The 22241-nt window shown below is 30.6% G+C and carries 19 protein-coding genes; 2 read left to right on the forward strand and 17 right to left on the reverse strand.

What is annotated here, in order from left to right; translation table 11 throughout:
• Positions 1-267 precede the first annotated feature (267 nt).
• From nrdG to Q4528_RS01380, 15 genes are all read right to left on the reverse strand, one after another.
• Complete coding sequence (gene nrdG, locus Q4528_RS01310; RefSeq protein WP_046466954.1) at positions 268-831, reverse strand: anaerobic ribonucleoside-triphosphate reductase activating protein; 564 nt, start codon at positions 829-831, stop codon at positions 268-270.
• Positions 828-2678 carry an anaerobic ribonucleoside-triphosphate reductase gene (gene nrdD, locus Q4528_RS01315; protein WP_046466953.1) on the reverse strand — a complete coding sequence of 617 codons (1851 nt, stop codon included), beginning with the start codon at positions 2676-2678 and terminating at the stop codon, positions 828-830. The genes nrdG and nrdD overlap by 4 nt, the downstream gene beginning before the upstream one ends.
• Before the next feature lie 283 nt (positions 2679-2961).
• Positions 2962-3753: a CHAP domain-containing protein gene (locus tag Q4528_RS01320; protein ID WP_017636659.1), complete on the reverse strand. Its 792-nt coding sequence runs from the start codon at positions 3751-3753 to the stop codon at positions 2962-2964.
• A 355-nt stretch (positions 3754-4108) separates the two neighbouring features.
• Positions 4109-5326, reverse strand: coding sequence for an ArgE/DapE family deacylase (locus tag Q4528_RS01325; RefSeq protein ID WP_046467181.1), 1218 nt, complete (start codon positions 5324-5326; stop codon positions 4109-4111).
• A 251-nt stretch (positions 5327-5577) separates the two neighbouring features.
• Positions 5578-6195 carry an NAD(P)-binding protein gene (locus Q4528_RS01330; protein WP_303520239.1) on the reverse strand — a complete coding sequence of 206 codons (618 nt, stop codon included), beginning with the start codon at positions 6193-6195 and terminating at the stop codon, positions 5578-5580.
• 20 nt (positions 6196-6215) lie between these two features.
• The gene (locus Q4528_RS01335; protein ID WP_046466951.1) at positions 6216-8081 is read right to left on the reverse strand and encodes an assimilatory sulfite reductase (NADPH) flavoprotein subunit; all 1866 of its coding nucleotides are present in this window, start codon (positions 8079-8081) and stop codon (positions 6216-6218) included.
• Positions 8082-8604: 523 nt separating this feature from the next.
• Positions 8605-9372, reverse strand: coding sequence for a zinc-ribbon domain-containing protein (locus Q4528_RS01340; protein WP_026083450.1), 768 nt, complete (start codon positions 9370-9372; stop codon positions 8605-8607).
• A gap of 177 nt (positions 9373-9549) precedes the next feature.
• Positions 9550-10671, reverse strand: coding sequence for a hypothetical protein (locus tag Q4528_RS01345; RefSeq protein ID WP_017636664.1), 1122 nt, complete (start codon positions 10669-10671; stop codon positions 9550-9552).
• Positions 10671-11855, reverse strand: a complete 1185-nt coding sequence (locus Q4528_RS01350; protein WP_017636665.1) for a voltage-gated chloride channel family protein — start codon at positions 11853-11855, stop codon at positions 10671-10673. Before Q4528_RS01350 ends, Q4528_RS01345 begins: the two co-directional genes overlap by 1 nt.
• Positions 11856-12213: 358 nt before the next feature.
• On the reverse strand, positions 12214-13008 hold the full coding sequence (locus tag Q4528_RS01355; RefSeq protein ID WP_029055924.1) for a DUF4064 domain-containing protein: 795 nt from the start codon (positions 13006-13008) through the stop codon (positions 12214-12216).
• A 122-nt stretch (positions 13009-13130) separates the two neighbouring features.
• Positions 13131-15137 carry an FtsX-like permease family protein gene (locus Q4528_RS01360; protein ID WP_046466950.1) on the reverse strand — a complete coding sequence of 669 codons (2007 nt, stop codon included), beginning with the start codon at positions 15135-15137 and terminating at the stop codon, positions 13131-13133.
• A gap of 5 nt (positions 15138-15142) precedes the next feature.
• Entirely contained in the window at positions 15143-15895 is a 753-nt protein-coding gene (locus Q4528_RS01365; RefSeq protein ID WP_017637232.1) for an ABC transporter ATP-binding protein, read from the reverse strand.
• A gap of 106 nt (positions 15896-16001) precedes the next feature.
• On the reverse strand, positions 16002-16895 hold the full coding sequence (locus Q4528_RS01370) for a sensor histidine kinase (protein ID WP_046466949.1): 894 nt from the start codon (positions 16893-16895) through the stop codon (positions 16002-16004).
• 5 nt (positions 16896-16900) lie between these two features.
• Positions 16901-17566: a response regulator transcription factor gene (locus Q4528_RS01375; protein WP_046466948.1), complete on the reverse strand. Its 666-nt coding sequence runs from the start codon at positions 17564-17566 to the stop codon at positions 16901-16903.
• A gap of 21 nt (positions 17567-17587) precedes the next feature.
• Positions 17588-17755 (reverse strand): hypothetical protein, encoded by a 168-nt coding sequence (locus Q4528_RS01380; RefSeq protein WP_017637236.1) that lies wholly within the window; start codon positions 17753-17755, stop codon positions 17588-17590.
• A gap of 266 nt (positions 17756-18021) precedes the next feature.
• On the opposite strand from Q4528_RS01380, the gene Q4528_RS01385 reads away from it, so the two are divergent.
• Positions 18022-19476 carry an alkaline phosphatase gene (locus Q4528_RS01385; protein WP_029055919.1) on the forward strand — a complete coding sequence of 485 codons (1455 nt, stop codon included), beginning with the start codon at positions 18022-18024 and terminating at the stop codon, positions 19474-19476.
• Positions 19477-19567: 91 nt separating this feature from the next.
• On the opposite strand, the gene Q4528_RS01390 is transcribed toward Q4528_RS01385, so the two are convergent.
• Together Q4528_RS01390 and Q4528_RS01395 are read right to left on the reverse strand one after the other, a co-directional pair.
• A complete protein-coding gene (locus Q4528_RS01390; protein ID WP_017637237.1) occupies positions 19568-19669 on the reverse strand; it encodes an SE2200 family small protein in 102 nt (33 codons plus the stop codon).
• Positions 19670-19902: 233 nt separating this feature from the next.
• Positions 19903-20352, reverse strand: coding sequence for a MarR family winged helix-turn-helix transcriptional regulator (locus tag Q4528_RS01395; protein WP_017637238.1), 450 nt, complete (start codon positions 20350-20352; stop codon positions 19903-19905).
• Between the two features lie 165 nt (positions 20353-20517).
• Between Q4528_RS01395 and Q4528_RS01400 the strand changes: the two genes are divergently transcribed.
• The gene (locus Q4528_RS01400; protein ID WP_046466947.1) at positions 20518-22158 is read left to right on the forward strand and encodes an alpha-keto acid decarboxylase family protein; all 1641 of its coding nucleotides are present in this window, start codon (positions 20518-20520) and stop codon (positions 22156-22158) included.
• Positions 22159-22241 lie beyond the last annotated feature (83 nt).

Genomic DNA, 22241 nt, shown 5'->3' on the forward strand with positions numbered 1-22241 from the left:
AAGAAAGCACTAAGATGATTAAAATAAATCATCTTAGTGTTATTATTTTAGGTTTTATGTCTCAGGTATGTCTCATTTCACTTATTCATTTATTCTGTTTCTTCGCTTGACGTCGTTTTTTATAAATAGTTTCTTCGATAATTGAACCTGCGATAAGACCGATGGCGATAATCCATTTACCAATTAGTAACCACATAATGTCTCACCTTCTCTACCATTGACTTACTATTATATTTCCCTATTCAACTATTTTAATTCATCACATGATTATACATACTCAAATGTTGATGGACCGCTATGAATATATTCAACTACATGATGGTTCTTTAAAGAAAGTGGCACATCAATGACTCTTTGATTTAATGATCCTTTATAAGGTAAGTTAGGACGATACAATTGTGTTATAAACATTCCATCCACTAAAACGTCTACATATTCTAATAATTGATGACGTTTACCTTTATTTTGCGCTAAATATTCATATTGAAACCCAGTCCATACCCATATAGACTTTTGCTGTCCAAAATGTTGTCGAAACGTTTGTACTAACTTCAAGGTTACGTCTAAATTACAAAATGGTTCTCCACCTAAAATACTTATGCCACTTATAAAATTAGGTTCACAATATGTGATAATTTCTTCTAATATATCATCTGTAAAAGGTTCTCCATATCTAAAATTTTGTGCAGCTTCGTTATAACAATTAAGACATTGAAATGGACAACCAGAAACGTAGACACTACAACGTACGCCTTCTCCATCTACAAAACTATGCGTCTCTATTTTAGCGATATATCCACGCCCATTTTCAATTTTCAAATAAGATTTCATGCTTTAGATTCCTTCATATGTTTAACACGGGCGCACATTTCTTTATGTCTACCTTCAATGACAGGACGTTGTACTGGATTACCTAAATAGCCACATGTACGTTTAACTACATCTACTGTTTCTGGGTTATCATTGCCGCATTGTGGACATTTATAACCTTTCTTAGTAGACTCAAAATCTCCATCAAAGCCACATTCATAACAATGGTCAATAGGAATATTTGTTCCTAGGTACCCTACTCTTTCATAAGCGTAATCCCATACTGTCTCTAATGCCTTAATATTATGATTCAATTTTGGGTATTCGCAATAATGTATAAAGCCACCGCTCGCATAATATGGATAATCCTTTTCAAAATCAATTTTTTCAAATGGTGTAATATCTTTTCTTACATCATAATGAAATGAATTTTGGTAATAACCTTTATCTGTGATATCTGGAATGTCACCGAACCGTTCTTTATCTAATCGACAGAAGCGATCTGTCAAAGATTCACTCGGTGTACTATAAATACTGAACCAAATATCATATTGATTGGTCCATTGTTCTTGAAGACGTTTCATTTCCTTTAATATTTCTAGCGTAAATGCTTTAGCTTCTTGATTATCCTCCCATTCAGGTCCATAAAAAACTGTTGCAGTTTCATATAACCCAATGTAACCCATAGAAATGGTAGCTCTTTTATTTTTGAATAAAGTATCGACTTGTTCATCATCGTTAAGTTTGTATTTAAATGCACCACTTCTATACAGAATAGGAGCATTATTGACTGTAGCACTTTTTAGTCGTTCAATTCTATATACTAATGCATCATGCATTAATGTCATTTTGTCGTAAAATAGTTTCCAAAACGTCGTCATATCCCCTTCTGATTCTAAAGCTATTCTAGGTAAATTTAATGTCACGACACCTAAATTACAACGACCATTATTTTCAAATTCTCCTTTGTCATTGCGCCAACTTGGTAAAAATGATCGACATCCCATTGGTGCCTTAAAATCACCTAATAATTCAACAATTTTATCGTAATTTAAAATATCTGGATACATACGTTTCGTTGAACATTCTAATGCGAGTTGCTTAATATCATAGTTAGGATTATTTTGCTTCAAATTCACACCATCTTTAATCGAAAATACTAATTTTGGGAAAATAGCTGTTACCCTATCTTTACCTAGTCCTTTAATTCTTGTATTCAAAATAGCTTGCTGTATTTTTCGACTTAATCGATCAGTTCCTAATCCAAAACCTAAAGTCACAAAAGGTGTTTGGCCATTTGATGTATATAAAGTATTAATTTCATATTCCAAACTTTCTATAGCATCGTTAATATCTTTTGTAACTTGTTCGTCTATATACTTTTGAATCTGGTCTTCTTTCACATAATTATGAGCCATTTCACTATGATGCCGTTCATTACTTTCTGCGTATTTACTAAGTAATTCGTCTACACGATCAACTGTACAACCACCGTATTGACTACTAGAAACATTAGCAATAATTTGTACAAGTTGTGCTGACGCTGTTTGAATGGATTTAGGAGAAGTTACATTAGCATTACCGATTTCAAAGCCATTTTTTAACATACTTTCTGCATCTATAAGACAACAATTCGTTAAAGGTTGAAATGGATGATAATCTAAATCATGAAAATGAATATCACCACTTTCATGTGCTTGCGCTATATGTTTAGGTAATAAGTAATTTAAAGCATATGATTTAGAAACAATTCCTGCTGTTAAATCTCTCATTGTGGAAAAAGTATTACTATCTTTATTAGCATTTTCATTTACTATAGTTGGGTCTTTTTCTATAAGTCCAGTTAATGATTGTTCTAGTTGATTCATCTTTTCACTCTTTTCTATATATAGTGTCCAATTTAAACTTAATCCACTATATATAGTTATTCAATGGATAACTCGACACTTAACCAAACTGTCATAAAGTTTTTACCAATTAATGAACAACTATAAAATAATTCTTACATTATTGATAGCAATCCAATTGATAACAATGCGTGCGCTACTATATTAGTACTCTTATTTTAATCAGCATAAATAACTTATTTTTTAAAATAAAAAAAGACAAACCCACCTCATGGTAAGTTTGTCTTAATAAACTCAATCTATATTATGAAATATAGTTGTATGAACCAGCTTGGCTAGCTGAAATTGTACGAGTTGATACGTTACCTGGTCCACCATTATAGTTCATTTCTGAAACTTTAATTGAACCGTCAGAATTTACATTTTCAACATAAGCAACGTGACCATATGCACCTTGTGATGTTTGCATGATTGCACCTTGTTTAGGTGAATTACTTACATTATAACCATCTTGTGCAGCAGCGTTTGCCCAGTTGCTAGCGTTGCCCCAGTTAGAACTAATTTTTCCGCCAACTTTGTCATATACATAATAAGTACATTGACCAGCTGTGTATGCATTTGAACCAGAGCTTGATTGACCTGAAAATGCAGTTGAATTATTTGATGATGGCGCATTTTGTGTAGTTACTTTAATATTTTTATCTGATGTTGAATAATCAGCACCTAATCCGCCACCTTGGTTATTTGAATTATTTGCTGTATAAGATTGTGTAGATTGATTATTATTTGTTGTAGCGTTATTTGAATTGTAGCTTTGAGTTCCTTGGTTACCATATGAATAACTATAGTAATTACCTTGTTGTGGTTGTTGAGCTTGTTGTTGATTTTGTTGGTTCTGTTGGTTAGGACTCCAATTACCTTTCCAATCGTAATTGTAATTACCTTGTTGGTCTATTGTGTATGTGTATTCATATGAATAAGGATCATTAGGATTATATCCATTATTATTGTTTTCTGCTGCATCTGCATCATGTTGCATTAAACCAAAAGTTGCGAAACCTGCTGTTGCGATTGTAGCTGTAGCGATTTTTTTCATTTTAAATATCCTCCTAAAGATTGATATAACTGTTTATTCTCTTTATCTCGTGGCTACCTTCAATTTTCAATTAATAAAAGTTTTTTACTCGTTAAATAACGACAAGTCACACTCTAACAGACATACAAGAGTTTGTGGTCAATGTTAATGTTTTGTAAATGAATCATAATAATCCAACATTTTTTGTAAAATTGTTGGATATCGTTGTAATGGCTTTCAATTCATTGCCTAGGCTATTATTTAATTATATTTATATTATTTATTACTGTTTATGTAATTTATCTGACAATTACAGACATAAAAATACTAAGATAATAGCTTTATTTCTACTATTATCTTAGTATTTGATAATCTATTAATGTTGATTCAAATAATTCAATATAACTTGTTGATACATATCTATATAATCTAAATATCTAGATTTATAAACATATTCGTCTGTTTGATGTGCCAACGTTATATGTCCTGGTCCAATAATAGCTAAATCAAAATCTTCATCTTTATCCCCTAGTAATTCTGCTGCATCTGTTGCACCAACCATACCTGATACTTTGAAGTCGTGATTATATTCTAAAAATGTGTTTATTAAACGATTATCTTTATGCGTATAAACTGTAGGATGATTAACAGTGACTTCTACAGATAATCTTTCACTGTCTATTTCTTTTACAGTATCTTTAAATAACTTTTCAATAGCAACATTATCATATTCTGGCACTGTTCTTATATTAAATTCTGCGTAGGCAGATTCTGGCACTGTATTGAATTGCTCGCCTCCTCTAATAATTGAGTTTACAATTACTAGGCCTGCTGCCACATCTTCCTTTAGGTCACCATCATTATAATGACCTTGCTCTCTAATACATTCATCAATATAAGGATGAACATCAAGCGAATGTTCTTTTTCGTTCTTTTTGATTTCAACATATTTTTCTTTAATCCTTTGTATGAATGCAATTAATGAATTGATTGCGTTGTGCCCTAATGATGGTAAAGATGAATGTGCCGGTATGCCTTTAGATGTTACTTTTAATCCCATAGATCCCTTTGTTGCGTAAAAAGCGAAACCATCTGATGGTTCAGCAATGATCATTCCATCTAAATCATTAACATATCCTTGTTCTTTAAATAATTGAGCACCTGACATTTCTTTTTCTTCTGCAGCAGTAGCCATTAATCTAATTGTCCCTTTTTGTAAACGACCCGATTCCTTAATCTCAATCATGGCTATAATTAATGCTGCTAATCCACCTTTCATATCTGTTGTTCCACGTCCATACAACTTGTCATCTTCTTCAGTTAATTTAAAAGGATCATATTTCCATTCATTATAATCTCCTGCGTCAACTACATCCATGTGTCCTGATATAGCAATTTTAGGCTTTCCTTCACCTATTTCAGCAACTAAATTAGCACGACGATTGTCAACTTTTATTATTTTCGAATCAATATCATATTTGTTCAATAATGCTTTAAAATAATTACAAACCTCAAGCTCATTATCATTTTCAGTATTTATTTCTACAATATCAGCTAAAATTTTTATTTTATCTTCTTCTGAAAATACACTCATGTCATCATCCCCATTGTATTCCATGTAATTAATCACTTTACATTAAATATTTCACTTACAACCAATAAATAAACACTATTTTAAATATGTATTTTACTGTGTACCGATTTTTTGGGAAAAAACGAAGAGGATACGATGAAATGTCAACTTTCTTCATCGTACCCTCTATTAATTAAATAACGAATTATTTACTGTTTATAAACATAGTTAAATGTATTATTAAAACTCTTATACATACTTCAAGACGTCCTCTATCTATATGAATTCATAGATTCAAGCCAACTTATAAATGATTGTTGTTCTGCTTGATTAAAATATTTTTTAGACAAAATATCTTTAAGTAGTTGCTGTTTCTTAGACGAATCTATTACTTTCGCCTTAATTAATTGTCTTGCCTCATATAAGAAATCAATATAATTCTCATAAGATTTGTCATATGTTTCAGATAAATCTTGAATAATTTGTTTTCCTAATTTGGGACTTGCACCTTCTGTGGAGACACTGATAGTTAATCTTCCTCTTCTAAGTTGATTATGAAACGTTATATTACCTTGTTGGGCATTACCAACATGATTAAATAGTGTGTGAGGGGATATATGATTTTTAATTTCATCGTTAACATGCGCTTGATTTGTAGCGGCAATCACTAGGTCGGCATCGTTTACATCTGATGCTTCAAAAGATTTTTCTTCCCACGTAATCTGTTGCTGTCGTACTAGTTGTTCCAATATATCTGTAATATGCGGACTGACTACATGAATTTGTGATGTATATTCAAGGAGCAAACTTACGCGACGAGTGGCAATTTTTCCGCCTCCAATAACAACTACATTCATATTTGTTAAATCAATCATTATTGGCATTTGCATGCGTAATCCCCATTTCTATTTTAATAGACATCTCTTTGATATCTATTTTCTTTTTTCATTTGTTTTAGATAATCTTCAGCTTCTGTTTCAGATAAATTTTGTTCTTTTATCAATACTTCTTTAATTGTTTGATGTACATCTTTAGCCATTTGTTTTTCGTCTCCACAAATGTAAATAGCCGCTCCGTTTTGAATCCATTCATTAAATTGCTCACTATTTTCTAAAATACGATGTTGTACGTACACTTTGTGTTCAGTATCTCTAGAAAAAGCAACATCTAGTTGAGTTAGATAACCTTTATCCAACCACTCTTGCCAATCTTCCTGGTATAGAAAATCCGTTTCAAAATGTTGTTCACCGAAGAATAGCCATGTATTTCCTTTTAACCCAAGTTCTTCTCTTTCTTGCATATAACTTCTAAATGGTGCAATGCCTGTTCCTGGTCCAATCATGATAACTGGAATATCACTATCTTGAGGGAATTTAAAATTCGGATTACGTTTTAAATAAATTGGTACTGTATCACCCGGTTGAAGGCGTTCTGCAAATTCTACAGAGCATACACCTTTTCTATTACGACCATGTGATTGATATCTAACTGCACCGACCGTAATATGTACTTCATCAGGTATCGCTTTATAACTACTTGAAATTGAATACTCTCTAGGCGGTAATTTTCTCAATAATTGGAATAGGTTATCTGGTTGTAATTCTGTTGTATCAAAATCATTTAATAAATCGATAAGGTCTCGACCGTCAATATAATTTTGAATCCATTCTTTATCTTGAACTCTCTCTTTTAAATCATCATTATCAAATAACACAGCAGCATTTTCTAACAATGGCTTTGTTAGTTTCGTAATTTCAAAATAGGATGATAAGGCTTCTTCTAAGTTAAGTGTATCTCCATCATCGTTGATAAGTACTTGATCTTCATAATCCCAACCTAATGTACTGATTAATAACTCTACTATAGCTGGATCGTTTTGTGGTAACACAACAATACAATCCCCTGGTTCAAAGTCTTCACCAAAATTATCTAATAGTAATTCAACATGACGTGTTTCTTTATTTGAGCCTTCACCATTTAAATTAATATTTTCTAATACTTCCGCTTCATAAGGATTTGATTTAGAATATTTTCTTTCTTTTGCTAATTTTATAGACTCACTTACCACCTGTTCACTCTCTGTATCTTCAGGTTTAGAACCAATTGAATTAATCACATTGGCCATCCATTTTTCAGCGTCTTCTTCATAATCTACATCACAATCTATACGGTCATAGATACGTTCAGCACCTAATTCATCTAATCTAATGTCAAAATCTTTACCAGCTTGACAGAAATATTCATAGGTTTGATCACCTAAAGCTAATACTGAAAATCTTACACCATCTAATTTTGGTGCTTCGCGTCTATGTAACGCTTCGTGAAATTCAAATGCATTGTCTGGTGGGTCACCTTCGCCATATGTTGAGGTAATAATAAATAAGTCTTCTACTTTCTTAAGATCAGAAGTATTGAAATCTTCCATTGATTTTAATGTGACATCGTTTCCTAGGTTCACAAGTCTTTCTTCAAATATTTCAGCCAAACTTTGTGCATTTCCTGTTTCAGAACCATATAAAATGGTAATTGTTCGCGATTCTGGAGTAACTTCTGGTTCCTTTTCAGCTAGTAGCGCTTCAGTCTGTTGATTACTTTGTACTGAATCACTTGAGTTCAACGTGGAAGTTGATTCTTTTTCATTATTTGACACTTGTTCACTAACTAAAATGTATCCACTTAACCACATTTTTTGTTCGGGTGATAGTGTTTGAAGTAATTCATTAAGTTGTTCTGCTTGTTCCTCATTGAAAGGACTATTTGTGATGTTAATCTTCACTGTTTTCACCTCTTATCTTCAATACTAAATTCTTTAAATCCGTACTTTATATATGAAATGATTTGTCGTTCTATATTTTTTATTAATTTTAAATTTAAACGTTCAATCTGTAAGCGTTCAAATACTAATAGCTAATCATCTTAAAATTCTATTATACATATTAATTTTTAAGTCGGATTCGATTACTTTCATTATGTACCAAAACGTTGAAACAGTAAATGATAGTGTAATTACATCTCTTTTTTAGTACCATTTGATACGATTTGATTTCAAATTTAAAGATAAGTGGTCTATAAACAGTATCTTACTTAACATTTCTCAGGAAATAATACCTTTATTGTTATCAATTATGCGTTAACTCGCATAAAAACAGTATTATCACCTTGATATTTTGAAAGATATAGCTGTGTAAAATACCAAACTAAAAGATTTCCTAAGAAAGCACGAATAAAAAAACTGCCCACAAAGTCATATACTTTGTCGACAGTCTAATTCAACCAGATTTAACTGATTATTTATCCAATTACAATTGATCCATATTTTCAATTAAAGTGATTTTGCCTTTTTTACTATGCACAACGACTGAGAAATCATTATCTTTATTACTATCGTAAATCAATTCATCGCCTTTACGTTCATCTGGCTCATTATATACGTCTGTAAAATCATCTTCTGATACATTCGAAGGTGCTACACCCACTCGATCAACTTTATCACCAGAATATAACACGGCTAAATCACCATATTTTTCATAATATGTTTGGCCCCCATCAACTTTGCCTGTAGGCTTGCCAAATTTACTTTCAACTTCTTTTCTCGTCATATCTTCATAAATGCCTTTGTAACCATCAGTAGAAGCAGATTTCATATAACCTTGATCGAAGTTACTACTAAATACATCAATCGTTGGTGCTTTTTCTGAACCTTTTTTATCATTTGATGCGTTATCATTTGATTTACTAGTATCTTTAGATTTTTTATTTGTCTCTGTAGTTTGATTATCGTCAGAACTATTATTGATTACATTGTTATAAAAATAATAAGCGCCATATAACAATGCTGCTATCAATAGAATAAAGATAATTGATAAAATCACGATCCATATCGGTTTTTTAGTCTTTTTATTTTGTTGAGGGTTATATTGATTACGATCTGGATACTGTTGATTAGTTTGTTCATTTTGTGATGCCGATGAAGTTGCTTTATCCTGATTATTTAAAGACTTCCCACATTTATTACAAAATGCTTGCCCAGACTTTAATTCATTTCCACAATTGGGACAATATTTCATTTTCATCGTTCCCTTCTCTCAATAATCGTTCACAGTTTATAGTTTTAAAAATATTGTTATACAATATTTTAAATTAATTTATGTAAAATGACTATCTTTTCTTTTACATTTTTAAAATTAATTGTTTTAATCCTATCAATTAATAAAAAAGTACCGCTCCAAAAAGGGCGATACTTTTTATGAATCCTGGTCTTGATGTGTGTCTTCATATCGAATGCGTTGTCGATAACCATACGTACTTTCTTTTATTAATTTTTCATCGAGTAATCCAGCACCAATAGCACCTGCTACTGTGGAAATAGATGCTGCAAACCAAGGAATGCTTAAATATAAATCAGGGCCAGCTGGACCTTTAAGACTAATTTGTTTTCCTAAGAAATCTGCTGGTAAAAGAACTAATTCTGCGAATAAAAACATTAAATAGAGAATAATATAATATATGATAATTGCAATAAACAATGTCATAACAGTTGTTAAATTATATAATAAGGTGATTCTTTTATTTTTGCTGTGCTTTGAAGATTCCCACAGATCATGTGACACCATAATCCATAGCAACATACCTAATATTGCAATAATAGAGATACCAAATAATCGCCACATTGAGAAATTGTCAGCCATCTGCCACATGGTAGTAAATATTAAACCAAAGGCGCCTGTAGTAAAAGCGATAGCTACAATATTACTTAAACTAGCCATCATATTGAGTGGATTGTTCGCAAATGTCATGCCGCTAACTAACCTAAACATACCTCTTGTTCTAGAGCTTGATAAATATCGTGTATGATGAGTCTCTGTATTTTCTAAATATACTTGCGTTTTATCGATTTTAGATAAAGGAAACTGTTGCTTTATACTTTGTTCAATATTGTTATTTTCATCATAGTCACGATGATCTTGTTCAGCATGATGCACTTCATTGATAATTGTTAAAATCGCACTTTTAAAACGCTTTTTAACTGGTCTCCAACCAAATGCAGGATAAGAAAAGATAGCAGCACCATTTTTCATATTAATATCTACAGCCATCACACGATGTTGATGAAAAATAGGTAAATCTGTAATTGCAAGAACGTAATCCCACTCACGTTCATCGTGATACTCTTGAACTTTACTAAATATATCTTCTACATTTTCAGCATAACCAGTCAGAGGATCGACAACTAAGTCAATTTCCCATTCATATTGATTTTCATTTTGTTCAGATAAAATATCAGGAACATCTTCCATTATTTTTTCTGCAAGTGCTTCTGTAACACCAGGTGCTACTACTAAACCAATCATTTTTCGTTGCGACATTAGCGTCCCTCCTCTCTGTGCTCTTGTTTCTTGCCTTTGTTTAAATCATCATTACGATCATCACTTGAAGATTGCTGTTCCACTTCTTGATGTGATGGATCATGTTGCTGTTCTTCCTCTTGTTGTTCTTCTTGAGCTTCTTTATAACGTTGGTACTGACGATATGAATAAGTAATCTTACGGATTTTTTCTTCATTTTCAACTGTAGATCCCATTGCACCAGCTAATAAACCAAGTGAGGAAACAAACCAAATTAATCTAACGTAATTCATAAATGTAAATTCAGCTTGTGCACTTGTCCAACTATTAAATAAACTTACTGGTACGAATAAGGTAATACTTATAGTTAACAGTATATATAATACAAAATAGTTAATAAGAGTAATGACAACAAGTGTCAACATTGTAGTCGCATTATATATCCATCTATAAGTCCTTTGAGATTTAGCTGTTTTTCTTTCAATTAATCTATGGGCGTAAAAAAGCCAACCTGCCATCCCAACTATTGATATAATCATTAAGATAATAAATCTTAATGGTGAATAAATAACACTGAGTTCCCATGGCATTGAAAAAATTGAGACATATGTTCCAGTCGCAAAGGCTACAGAAATAATTTTTTTAAAGTTAAATACATTCTTCCACGGCTTATTTGCTCGTGTTAAGCCACATATTAACTGAATCCAACTTATTAACATTAATGTATTGATATAGCGTCTTTTAGCGGATTCATCTTCTGCAGGTTCAACAGAACGTAAATGTATGAGGGGGTGTGTACTAGGTTTCTTTAAGGGTTCATTATAATAAAGTTGTTCAATCATAGTTGTGATACTACTGATTAACTTTCGTTTTAAATCAATTGCTCCTAATGAGGGTAATGACAACATTGCAACTTGTTTGTCATTATCAAAATCACTCACTACAACTCTTTTTCCTGAAATACTTGGAAGATCCGTCACACATATTGCAAAATCCCAATTTTTTTCATTTTTAATTTGTTCAGCCTTATCAACACTTTCGTGTACATCTTCCGCAGATCCAATGATTAAATCTTCTTTTACATCAAAGTTCCACTGACTATCATCGTTAATTCGTTGTGATAATAAGCGTTTTACTTTAGGAATGATTTTTGTCACATGCTCGTGCGCTACGCCTGGAGATGGTACTAAACCTACTGTATACATCGTCATACCTCCTTTCTTTATATAATTTTTGAAACTTTGGTCTAATTACCTATTATTAATAAAAATAGCAGAAACTATTTTAGTATATATAAATATAATGATATGCAAATCTTATTATTGCCTAACTTTTCCTTTTTAAACCTTTTAAAAAGAATTAGCAGACAACAATACATAATAACTGTATTTATTAACTTTTACAAACAATCTTTTTATACATTTACTTTTTTTAGCAAATAATAGTCTAAAATAAATAAGTTTAATCTCAAACACAAAACACCTTGAAAGGAACTCAATTGATTTCCTTTCAAGGTGTTGAATTAAAAATAAGCCTATTTACTTTTTATAGATATTACTTTAATTATTTCTCTTTATTATCGTTAAAACGACGTGTTACTTCGTCAGTGAAATCATCTTTGTTAGAATCGTCTTTTTTTAATTTATCTTTTTGACGACTTAATTCTTCGTGATGATTATGTTCATTAAAGTGATCATCTTCTCTATGTTCTTCTTCATATGAATCACGATGATTGTCTACATTGTTATCTCTTTGTTTATCATCTTTTAAATGATTATCTATATCTTCACGATGTTCTCTATGAACATTGTCTTCTTTACGTTGATTGTCATAATCATTATGATTATCTACTACACGGTCATTTCTTTTTTCATCAGTTTCATGATGACGTTGATTATCGTTATGTTGATCATTAGTATGATGTTCATTATTTCTATGCTTGTCATCATTATGATTGTCTACTTGTTTGTTTTTTCTAACTAATAACATAATACCAGCAATTATCCAGAATAATGCTGCTATCCAGTTCATCACTAATGATAGGACTCCTGCAATTAATAATAAGATACCTGCTAATTTTGCATGTTTTTTTATTAATAACGTTGCAATTATTGCAATTACAAAAATAACTAAACCGTATATTAGACCTACTTTAAAGATTGAAGGTAATAATTCAGACATGTGTGATGTTGAGTCTACGGCCGGATTAGAAGCTGCTTGTTCTTTCGCTTGTCTTTTTATTTCACTTTGCACTTCACTTCTTCCACCAAATAATGATGCTACCCCTAAAATTAATATTACAAATAATTGAGTAATGATCCCTAACCAAGCAAGGATGCGTTCAATTGTTCTTTTCATCAATTTACACCTCTTTCTCTATTTCTTAATCATTACCCAAATGAATATTAATATATGCTTAAATTATTAAATTAAATTCATAAAATTTTAATTATCCCTATTATATCAATGTTTAATAAGTATTATTTCTTTAATTGTTTTACTAATTTTGTAAATAAATAAGATGTCATTTTATACATAATAAAATAAATTATACCTACAATGAGAACAATACTTATAAAGCTTGTAATATATATACCTATGTATACTTCTCCAAACAAACCTAAAATTTCATATATAATTTTAGAAGCAAATAATGTATGAATGATAGCTACGATAAAAGGAATACTAAATAACCATATTAATTGTTGATCCAATATGTGTTTGATTTTCTGATTATCAATACCTAAATGTTCCATAGTAAGATAATTTTGAACATCTTCTTGTGCTTCAGAAACTTGCTTGTAATAAATAATTAAAAATATGCCAATAAATAGAACTAATGATACTAAACTTCCAACAAATATAAGTCCTCCATTAATGTTGTACCAAACGTTCTTAAATTGCTCATAAGTACTAATATCTATATCATGTTTTCGTTCAATCTCATGTATTATCGGTGAATCATTTCCTTTTAACTCATAGTCATTAAACTCTATCGTCGTATTTGTTAAATGCATGTTCGATTGTGATGTCGACTTGTTATAGTAGTTAACTATTTGATTTAATTCCCTATCATTTTTCACTATCAAATTAATATTTTCACTGAATCTTAGAGAATTAACGTTAGTCTGATGGACACGTTTTATATGGTAAGGTTTACCTTGTATGACTATTTTGTCAGAATCATCTAGAATATTCATATTAGTGTTTACGCCAACTTCATTATCTTTAAGATGGAGATGACGATTAAATTGATTATAGTCATTTAAATTCATAACAGTTATAAATACATTTTTATTTTTCCCTGGATCAATATTAAACTTATTTGGTGTTTCACTCGGTTTTAATAATCTTTGATATTCTGAATTAGCATCCAAATATACATTAAACAGTGATTGCGTATAAACTTTTGGCGTATCAGCATTCGTCTTCTGTTTAATATCATTAATTACTTTTTTTACTTTTTTAGCAGTTTGTTGATTATGATGAAAGTCTCCATCTACACTCGTTACATATTGATTTTTCCACATTTCATTTACATTTTTATCTAAACCTCTATATGTAGTTACTGTCATCCCTAAAGTAACAATTAAGAAAGTACAAAGTAGTGCTATGCTTGCCAAACCAATAGCATTAGATTTCATGCGTGTTCTTAGACCAGAAATTAAAAAGAAATGCTTAGGTTGATAATAATACTTTGGCAACTTTTGTAATCTTTCTATTATGAGCACACTGAATGAAACAAATAATAAATAAGTACCAGAAAATACGAAAAATATAGCTATAAACAATGCAAAAAAAGATTCAACAGGCGTATTGTCCTGCAATGCAATTCTATAACCATTGCCCACAAGAATAATTCCTACAAGTAGAAGTATATAATTGATCACTTTTTTATAACGTCGCTTGTGATGAGCCTTTTTATTAATTAATTGCATAGGATTTTGTAGCGTGATTTTAAATTGATTAATCATAAAAAGTAATAACATCACTATAAATAACAACAGTAATGTAATCCACATTGCTTTAACATCAAATGGATATGCACGTAAACTAGTTTGATGACCTGTCGTAATTTTATTGATTAACATAAAGAATAATGATCCAAATAAATATCCACCCACGATACTAATTATCGTTATAAGGCAGTATTTTATTATATGTTCAATAAGTAACATCACTCTAATATGTTTCTTTTCCATTCCTAAAATAAGATACAGTGAAAATGTCTTTTGTTGTTGTTTCATTACAAATTGATTGGCATAAATGATAAAAATGACAGCTAATAATGACATGAATACATTACCAATAATTGCAAACATACCTAGCATTTGGTGATGTTGTTGTATATATGAATTAGTCGTAATAGATAATAATATGTATTCTATAGCAAATATAATACTTGAAGATAAAATAAATGGTAAGATGATATGTCGTTGTGTTACAAAATGACGCTTAACCATAGTCCAAATCATCGAAAAGGGCATCTCATTTACTCCCTCCCATTATTTAAGATAGCTAAACTATCAGCAATTCGCTTTTGATATTCTGATTGTCTTTCTTCTCCACGATAAATTTCATGGTACAAACGTCCATCTTTTATAAATATGACTCTATTCGCATATGAAGCATCAATATTAGAATGAGTCACCATCAAAATCGTTTGTAATTGTTGTTGATTAATTTGTTGAAATAATTGCATTAAATGTTTTGAACTTTTCGAATCAAGTGCACCAGTGGGCTCATCAGCTAATAAAATTTGGGGTTGTGTAATAAGCGCTCTTGCTATAGCTACTCGTTGCTTTTGTCCTCCAGAAATTTGGTTAGGAAATTGATTTAATATATCACTAATATTAAGACGCTGAGCTAAGTTATCAATACGCTGTTGCATAACTTTAACTGGTTTATTAGCCAAAACTAATGGCATTAAAATATTATCTTTGTTAGTCATTGAATCTAATAAATTAAAGTCTTGAAAAACAAAACCTAATTGTTCACGTCGAAATGAAGCGATATCTTTCGATTTCAGTGATGCTAATGATTGACCATCGATTTGAATCGTTCCTTCTGTCAATTGATCGAACGTCGCAATAAGTTGAAGTAAAGTTGTTTTTCCCGAACCTGATTCTCCCATAATAGCTACAAATTCACCTTTATCAACAAATAAATTCATATCACTTAATGCTTCTGTCCTATTTAGCCCCTTGCCAAACACTTTTTTAACTTGCTTCACTTCTAATAACATATGGACGCTCCTTTCCTAATCATTACCTATTTTATATTAAAAAATAACCAACAACATTTATAATTTCTTACAAATTTTGTTGGTTACCTTACAATTTTGAAAGTTATCATTCTCTTGGAAAATCAATCGTAAATTGCGTACCACTGTTTAATTTTGATTCTACTTCAACGTTTAAATTAAGATGTTGAGATATGTGTTTAACAATAAATAAACCTATACCACTAGATGATTCATTAAGACTCCCATTATATCCAGAATATCCTTTGTCAAAGATTTTTGGTAAATCTGCTTGGCTAATACCTATACCATTATCTTTGATATGTAATTGTTTTGTTTCTGAGTTAAAGTTAATCCAAATATCTTTGCCACGTGCATACTTTAATGCATTATTTAACAACTGTTCTATTAATATAGATGCCCATTGTGCATCGGTTAATACGTTATCATCAACTGATTGATAATGGATTTTAGTATTTTGTTCAATAAAATGTACACGATACTTCATAATTAAAGGCTTGATTAACTCGTCAATTTTTACTTCTGAAATACTCATATCAGAAGCTTCATTAAGTAATTTCAAATAACTTAATGCTAGACTAGTATAATTATCTATTTGTACTATTTCTTGTCTTACTTGATTAACAACATTATGTTCATTACGTTCTAATAATAATTGGGTGGCAGTAATAGGTGTTTTAATTTGATGTACCCATGTTAAAAAATAACTTTCAATATCTTTTTGATATTCAGCTTGTCGTTTTTTTGTTTCAAATAATTCTTCTTCAAGTACCTCTATTTTATGTTTAAGATTAACTTGTTTTTGAAATCCTAAATAACTAATCCACCAATAAATCAGCATAATAAATAAAACAATAGCAATACCAAGCAGCAATGCACTCATTGAAAGTGAAAATACAAAAAAGATCACAGCAAATAATAATAATATTAATGTGACGATTGCAATTTCATTTTTAATTGTTTTTATAAAAGGTAACATCATTTTATTTACACCCTATATCCAACATTTTTCTTCGTTTCAATAAAGTCTTTTAAACCAATTTGATTTAATTTCTTGCGCAGTCGCGTCATATTAACGGCTAATGTATTATCATCTATATAATTTTCAGATTCCCAACATTTTTCAATCAAAGCATTGCGTTTAACGAATTTCCCTTCATTTTGGAATAATAACTTTATGATTTGAAGTTCTGTTAAAGATAATTGTATTGCTTCTTCGTTATAAATAATTTTGGCCTCATCAATAATTAACTTACAACCTTTGACAGTTAATTCATCATTGGAAACTGCTAAATCATAGGTACGACGAAGTAATGCTTGAACTTTAGCAACCGTTAATGATAAATTAAATGGCTTTTCTATGAAGTCATCGCCACCCATTTGGATAGCCATAATTTGATCCATATTATCCGTTCGAGAACTGATAAATATAATAGGCACATTAGAAATCTTTCTTATTTCTTGGCACCAATGAAATCCATTTAATGTCGGTAGATTAATATCTAACAATACTATGTCAGGTTGATATGTGATGAAGTCATCTAAAATATTTGAGAATTGTTTAGCTATACTTACCTCATAATTCCAATTTTTAAGTTCATTAGCTAAACTTTCTGCAATGACAAAATCATCTTCTACTATAAAAATCTTCATTAAGATACACCTTTCGTTGCGCTAAATTGTTTTATCTTGATGTTTATCTTTTTCATCAGTTTGATGTTGAATATGATTTTCATTTTGATTGTTTTTAGCTTCTTGGTTCTTTTTTCTTCTTTTTTCTTCATAAATACTTAAAGCAATAAAACCTACTATAAATAATGGGGATAACATGACAAATATCATTTTCTTCACCTCAGTCATATTAGCTTAAGAAGTTACGATGGTAAATACACACCTTAATTTCTCTTACTACACTGTATTTATTATCTATTTTACATCTTTATTATAAAAAATACATTTGTTATGAGTGATTTACTTTTACATTTCTTAATGTAATTAAAATTTATTATAGATTTACAATCTATTTACATGAATATCATAAACAGTCAAAATTATTTTCTTATAATTAAAATGTAATAAGTATATACATATTTTAGGAGGCTTTTTTAATGAAATCTTTTAAACATATTGGTAAGTATTTGTTGTCGGGTAGCATAGTCGCTGCAACATTATTAAGTACGACAAATATATCTTCAGCTTCAGAAACAAATGCTGATAAAAGTAAGGATAAAAACAAAGATGACGCAGTAGCCTTCGGTAATACTAAAAATCCAAAAAATGTCATCTTTTTAGTGGGTGATGGTATGGGTCCATCATTTAATACGGCCTATCGTTATTACCAAAATGATCCATCTGCAAAATCTATGAATCCTACCACTTTTGATAAATACTTAAAGGGTACGAATCGTACATATCCAAACGATCCTAAAGAAAACGTGACAGACTCAGCTGCAGGAGCAACTGCATTTAGTTCTGGTCATAAAACGTATAATGGTGCCATTGGTGTAGACGAAAATAAGAAAAAAGTTAAAACAGTTTTAGAAGACGCTAAAGAAAAAGGCAAATCAACTGGATTAGTATCAACTGCTGAACTCACTGACGCAACACCAGCTGCCTATGCTTCTCATGTAGATTCAAGAGATAAAAAAGACGAGATTGCTAAACAATTTTATAAAGATAAAATTAATGGCAAACATAAGGTAGATGTACTTTTAGGTGGTGGCTCTAAATACTTTGGCAAAGAGAACGGCAATCTTGATGAAAAATTTAAAAAAGATGGCTACGATGTAGTATCTAACAAAAATGAGCTTAATCAATCTAGCAAAAAACAAGTATTAGGATTGTTCTCAGAAGAAGATATGCCGCTTCAAATTGATGCGCCAAATAGTAACCCATTATTAGTTGATATGGAAAAAAGTGCTTTAAGTAAACTTGAAAAAAATGATAAAGGATTCTTCCTAATGGTAGAAGGTGCTTCTATTGATAAATCTGCACACCCAAATGATGTAACAGGTGTCATGTCTGAAATGCAAGGCTTTGATAAAGCATTTTCAAATGCTATTGATTATGCGAAAAATCATAAAGATACGCTAGTTGTGGCTACAGCTGACCATTCTACTGGTGGTATGACAATTGCAAAAGGCAAAGATTATAAATGGAATCCTCAAGCCATACATCAAATGAAACATTCTGGCTCATATATGACTAAAGAAATCGCATCAGGAAAAGATCCTGAAAAAGTTATTAAAGAAGGCTATGGCATTGATTTCCCTAAAGAACAAATGGATAAAGTTAAAAAAGAAGCTAAAAAACTTAAAAAATTAACTAAAAAAAGTAAAGATGACGAAGATCCTAAAGTAGAAGAACAAACAACACATCTTCAAGATGCAATTCAAAAACCAATTAATGATGAATCTCATACTGGTTGGACAACATATGGTCATACTGGTGAAGATGTTAATACTTATGCATATGGTCCTGGTTCTAAAAAATTCACAGGTAATAAAGAAAATACTGATAGTGCTAAAAACATATTCGACTTTTTCGCTAATGACGTCAAATAATGATTTTAAAAAATGATTTTAAAAAAATCCGGGATGAGTAATACCTCATCTCGGATTAATTTCATGTATACAGTTATATTAAATATCTAAATTAATATTCAATATTTGGCGCTTGGTTTACATGGTTTTGATATCTTTTAAAAGCATAGTAACCTGCACCAACTAAAGTTAAAAGTATAGCTAATTTTTTCATCATCAAAACTCCTTTTCAATTTATTCATTTCAATTATCGCTTTGAAATTCTTATGACATAATTATACACTTTTTTCCAATAATTTTAAAAACCTTAATCTAATAGGATTGAAAAAACATAAATTAAATTTAATATACTTAGCACAAATATACAGAATGAGTATGAATGACAACTGCTTCAGGAGAACTTTTTAATTAGATATAAAACGATATAAGTTTATAAAATATCTTTTATTACTCTTGTCCTTTTAAATGCTCTATATGTTTAAAACCATCTCTTCGAATTGCTAGTTCTTCCATAATATCGTACCAATTATGACCTACTTTTTGTTGGATTGTTTGTAATAAGTGATCTTGAGCATAATTAAGTTCATTGATTAACGCGTTCCCACTGTCAGTTGAATATAATTGTTTTACTCGACGATCTTTGTCGGACGTTTTCTCTATGATAAGTCCCTTTTCTTTTAAAGTTCTTAATGTAGCATGTGAACCTTGTTTTGAGATTTCCAAAGTTTGTAATAACTCTTTAATAGTAATACCTGGTAATTTATTGATAAAAAATAAAAACCGGTGATGCTGACGACTCATGCCATATTGTTCAATAATGTCGTCGGCAGTTGTAACAAAGGTTTTATATGCGAAGTAAAACAACATATGTTCATAATCATTTTTATTTGTCGACATTTGCTTTCTTTCCTTTTCTTATGTTTAAAACTTATTATAATAAAAATTCAGTGTTTCGTCATGTTTATACCTATAACTATAAAGGTCAAGTTAGTTGACTTTATAATCTTGAAAAGTTATCTTTTAAATGTAATATACAAATACATAAACAAGGTGGAATGAGTTATGAAACAACGTGTAGGACAATATTTGATGGATGCAGTACACGCTGCAGGAGTAGATAAAATATTCGGTGTCCCTGGCGATTTTAACTTAGCCTTTTTAGACGATATAATTTCACATGAACACGTAGAGTGGATTGGCAATACGAATGAATTAAACGCTAGCTATGCTGCAGATGGTTATTCACGAATCAATGGTTTAGGTGCATTAGTCACTACTTTTGGTGTAGGTGAATTAAGTGCTGTCAATGGTATTGCAGGTTCTTATGCCGAACGCGTACCAGTAATTGCAATTACTGGAGCACCTACTCGAGCGATTGAATCTGCTGGTAAATATGTTCACCACTCATTAGGTGAAGGTAAATTTGATGATTACAGAAAAATGTTTGAACCCATTACTACAGCTCAAGGATACATTACACCTAACAATGCAACGACAGAAATTCCAAGACTAATTCAAGAAGCTATAAATGAACGTCGCCCAGTTCATATCCACTTGCCTATTGATGTAGCTATGACTGAAATAGATGTGACTTCAACGTTCCAACCTAAACAATCAACAGAACAGGATATCTCTAGCTATATCAAAATGATTGAAGATAAATTGAATGCTGCTAAGCAACCTGTTATTATTGCAGGTCATGAAATTAATAGTTTTGGATTACATTCAGAGCTAGAACGATTTGTTAATCAAACAAATATCCCAGTAGCACAACTTTCTTTAGGTAAAGGTGCCTTTAATGAGGAAAATGAACACTATCTTGGAATCTTTGATGGTAGTATTGCTGAAGAAAATGTTAAAAACTATGTTAACCATAGTGATGCCATCTTAAATATTGGTGCTAAATTAACTGACTCTGCAACAGCAGGTTTCTCATATGAATTCGATATAGATGATGTCGTTATGTTAAATCACAACTATTTTAAAATGAATGAAACTATTTCAAACAATATTGCTTTACCTAACTTATTAAAAGGATTAATGAATATTTCATATAAAAATACATCTGAATTCCCTTCATATGTTAGAGAAGAAAATAACGATTATATATTAGATGATCAACCTTTAACACAAGCAACTTATTTCAAGATGATGCAAGAATTCATACAACTTGATGATATTTTAATAGCTGATCAAGGAACGTCATTCTTCGGTGCATATGACTTATCTTTATATAAAGATAATACATTTATAGGTCAACCTTTATGGGGCTCAATTGGTTATACATTACCTGCCACACTAGGCACTCAAATTGCTGCGCCTAACAGAAGAAATATTTTATTAATCGGAGATGGCTCATTACAATTAACTGTCCAATCATTATCTACTATGGTTAGACAGCAATTGAAACCTGTTATATTTGTTATTAATAACGATGGTTATACGGTTGAAAGATTAATTCATGGTATGAAAGAACCTTATAATGATATTCATATGTGGGATTATAAAGCGTTACCTGCTGTGTTTGGTGGCGATAATGTTGCAGTTCATGATGTCAACACATCCCATGAACTTAAAGATGCTTTTGAAAACATAAACGCTAATAATGATCGTATGCATTTCGTCGAAGTCAAAATGGCTGTTGAAGATGCACCAACTAAATTAAGCGATATTGCAAAAGCATTTGCTTCACAAAATAAATAATTAAGCATTAACTTCATATAACAACTTACTTGTATAGAAATCCTCTTGAATAATGAAATTTAGATCATTATTCAAGAGGATTG

Origin of the sequence: Staphylococcus pasteuri (genome assembly GCF_030547725.1) — a bacterium.
GTDB classification, from domain to species: domain Bacteria; phylum Bacillota; class Bacilli; order Staphylococcales; family Staphylococcaceae; genus Staphylococcus; species Staphylococcus pasteuri.